3 protein-coding genes are annotated in these 2,910 nt (G+C 42.5%); all 3 read right to left on the bottom strand.

All coding sequences use genetic code 11. The features are described 5' to 3' along the window. On the bottom strand, nt 1-1,398 hold a 1,398-nt coding region (locus Q0C19_RS11765), incomplete at its 3' end, for an aldehyde dehydrogenase family protein (RefSeq protein WP_295056313.1). A 130-nt stretch (nt 1,399-1,528) separates the two neighbouring features. After that, a complete protein-coding gene (locus tag Q0C19_RS11760; RefSeq protein WP_295056310.1) occupies nt 1,529-1,870 on the bottom strand; it encodes a hypothetical protein in 342 nt (113 codons plus the stop codon). A 178-nt stretch (nt 1,871-2,048) separates the two neighbouring features. Continuing rightward, nucleotides 2,049-2,618, bottom strand: a complete 570-nt coding sequence (locus tag Q0C19_RS11755; protein ID WP_295056307.1) for an alkylphosphonate utilization protein — start codon at nt 2,616-2,618, stop codon at nt 2,049-2,051. Nucleotides 2,619-2,910 lie beyond the last annotated feature (292 nt).

Raw genomic sequence — 2,910 nt, 5'->3', positions numbered from 1 at the left:
AAGTTCGGTCATCTCTTCAATCGCGAAGTGACCTCCCTCGCGTCCAATACCGCTCTCTTTGACCCCGCCGAACGGAATATGGGCCTCATCTTGGATAGTCGGTCCGTTGATATGGACCATGCCCGATTCGATCTCTTCGGAGAGTCTTAATGCCGCGCTTAAATTATCGGTAATAATGGAGGAACTTAACCCATAGTTGCTGTTATTGGCAAGCTCTATAATATGATCAATATCGCGTGCTTTGATAATTGCAGCCGCCGGACCGAATGCCTCTTCATGGAAAATAACCATCTCTTCGGTAACATTGGAAATAACAGTTGGTTTGTAAAAACATCCTTCATGCTCACGTCCGTAGAGAAGTGTCGCCCCTTTATGTACGGCATCATCGATCAATCCGTCAATAAATTTACATTGTGCCTCTTCTATTAACGGTCCGATAATAGTAGTAGGATCTTCAGGGTTGCCGACTTTGAGTGTTTTGACTTTGGCGGCAAATTTTTCACAGAACTCATCGTAAATATTTTCTTCAACAATAATGCGTGATCCTGCCATACAGATCTGTCCTTGATGGAGGAAAATACTAAAGGTAGCCGTATTGACCGCATAATCGACATCGGCATCACCCAATACGATGGTCGGAGATTTCCCTCCGAGCTCAACGGTACATTTTTTCAAGTTCATAGCGGCAGAGGCAGCGACCAACTTCCCGACACGTGTTGAACCGGTCAGGGTAATCATCGCAATGCGAGGGTCCGTTTGAAAGGTTTCCCCCAAATCACCGCTGGAACACGGAATGATATTGAGTACACCGTCGGGGAGACCCGCTTCTTTAAAAATTTCACCGAAAACAAGACCGCAGATCGGGGTATGGCTGGAGGGTTTCAAAACAAAGGCATTACCTGCCGCGATTGCCATTGCAAATTTTTTCGTACTCAAAATCATAGGGGCATTAAAGGGAGAAATTCCGGCAATGACTCCCAATGGGCGACGCGTACTGTACGAGAGAACCCCGGGATTGTTCGAGGTGAATGTTTGTCCGAATACCCGTCGCGCTTCACCGGCGGCTACCCGTAAAATGTCGGCGACAAGACCGATTTCAAACATTGCTTTGGCATAAACTGAACCGCTTTCTCTCATCAAAATAGTTCGGATTTCATCGCTGCGGCTCTCAAAAATATCGGCAGCTTTTAAAAGTACCGCCTCTTTTTCTCGCGGTGTTGTTTTGGCCCAAAGTTTTGAAGCGGCATACGCAGTACTGATTGCCTCTTCAATATCTTCGGCACTGGCTAAATGGACTTTTGCGAATACTTCTCCGGTGGCCGGATTAACATCATCGATAACTTTTCCCGGGTGTGAGGGCTTGTTCTTTCCATTGATAAATGGCATATACTCTTTCATAAGCGGGTTCTCCTGGACAGAATTTATTTTGTCCATAATAAATAAAAAAACTCGCGAAAAACTCGCAAGATATTAATTTTATTTGAGATAAATGAGGAGAAAAGTAGATTGTAGAAAAATAAAATTTAGATTACACATCATGATGATAATGTTCCAATACGCGGTTGTACTCTTCATAGACTTGGGTAGGGGTTAGAGAACTGCTGTACATTCTGAGAATTTGACGGATAAACTCAATGGGATACTCGATGGTTAATCCGATATTGCGTTCATATATCTTTGCCAGCGTTGTATACATTCCTTCATGAATATCAGGCTCTTCATGCTTTAGACGTTGAAGATTCTCTTCAGCTTTAATGAGTGAGCTATCATTGAATTCACCACGTTCATTGATTGTTTTTCGGATTTCAACATACTCTATAAGACTTTTTTTAGTGAGTATGTAATCGGTAAATATTTCTATGAGTGACATTTGTGCTCCGTACAATATGTTTGAGTGATTGTATAGAGTAATCATCGCAAAAAAATCGCACGAATATCCAATGGTTAGAGGGTATAAAATTTTTATTTTCTTAGGAGTCTTTGTATGGAGGTTCTTTTTACGGTTTCGAACAGACGAAGTGGTGAGGCGGTAAACGCCTCGGAGCGTTTTACGCTTTTTTCATGTATGCGGCAACGAGAACAATCGTACTGCCGTTTATTTTTCCCTCGATGTATCGTGCATCGTCGGTAAGACGGATGTTTTTGACGATGGTTCCCCGTTTAGCGGTGAATCCTGCCCCTTTAACTTCAAGGTCTTTGATCAATGTAACGGTATCCCCCTCTGCAAGGATCGTGCCGTTGCTGTCACGTTGAATAATAGCTCCGCCATCATCGGTGGAAGCGGTATTGAGCATTCCTGCTTGCGCCCATGCTTTGACATCTTCTTCGAGGTACATCATGTCAAGCTGATCTTGATCCCCGAGTGCGCTAAGCAGACGATATGCCATCACTTGTACGGCAGGAGTTTGGCTCCACATGCTATCACTGAGACAGCGCCAGTGATCGCTGTCTAGATTCTGCGGATTTGAAATTTGGCTTTTGCAAGTTTCACATATATAGATCGATTGATCCGCAGATGCATCGCTTGGAGCAACTTCATAAGCGCTTAATCCTTCAGTCGCTCCGCATAATTCACAGATATTTCCGCTTCTCTCTTGTAATGTTTGTTCAATACTCATAATAACACCTTACTTAATTAATAAGTGAATTATAGCGTATTGGCGCACGGAACAATTAATTGACTCCATTTAAAAGGACTCTATTCACTTGAAAAGTCTTTATTAAATCAAAATCCCTATATATAATGATGCGTTTGATACGTTTGGAAATCTATTTTCAACTTTTCTAAATATTCTTTCGAAAACCTCTTGACATCTAAGACGATTTCCCCTATAATTCCCGTCCACAAACGCTGATAGGGCTTGAGTTTAAGACCTAGAGTTTGAGTTTGCGATCATTGAAAACTAAGTA

Source organism: Sulfuricurvum sp. (genome assembly GCF_023250475.1).
In the GTDB taxonomy this organism is placed as follows: Bacteria; Campylobacterota; Campylobacteria; order Campylobacterales; family Sulfurimonadaceae; genus Sulfuricurvum.
The sequence above is the reverse complement of the archived record's forward strand: the minus strand, read 5'-3'. Positions and strand labels throughout refer to the sequence as shown.

Coding starts and splice junctions, on each gene's coding strand:
- Q0C19_RS11760 (WP_295056310.1), bottom strand. CDS start 1,870: ATGTCACTCATAGAAATATTTACCGATTACATACTCACTAAAAAAAGT.
- Q0C19_RS11755 (WP_295056307.1), bottom strand. CDS start 2,618: ATGAGTATTGAACAAACATTACAAGAGAGAAGCGGAAATATCTGTGAA.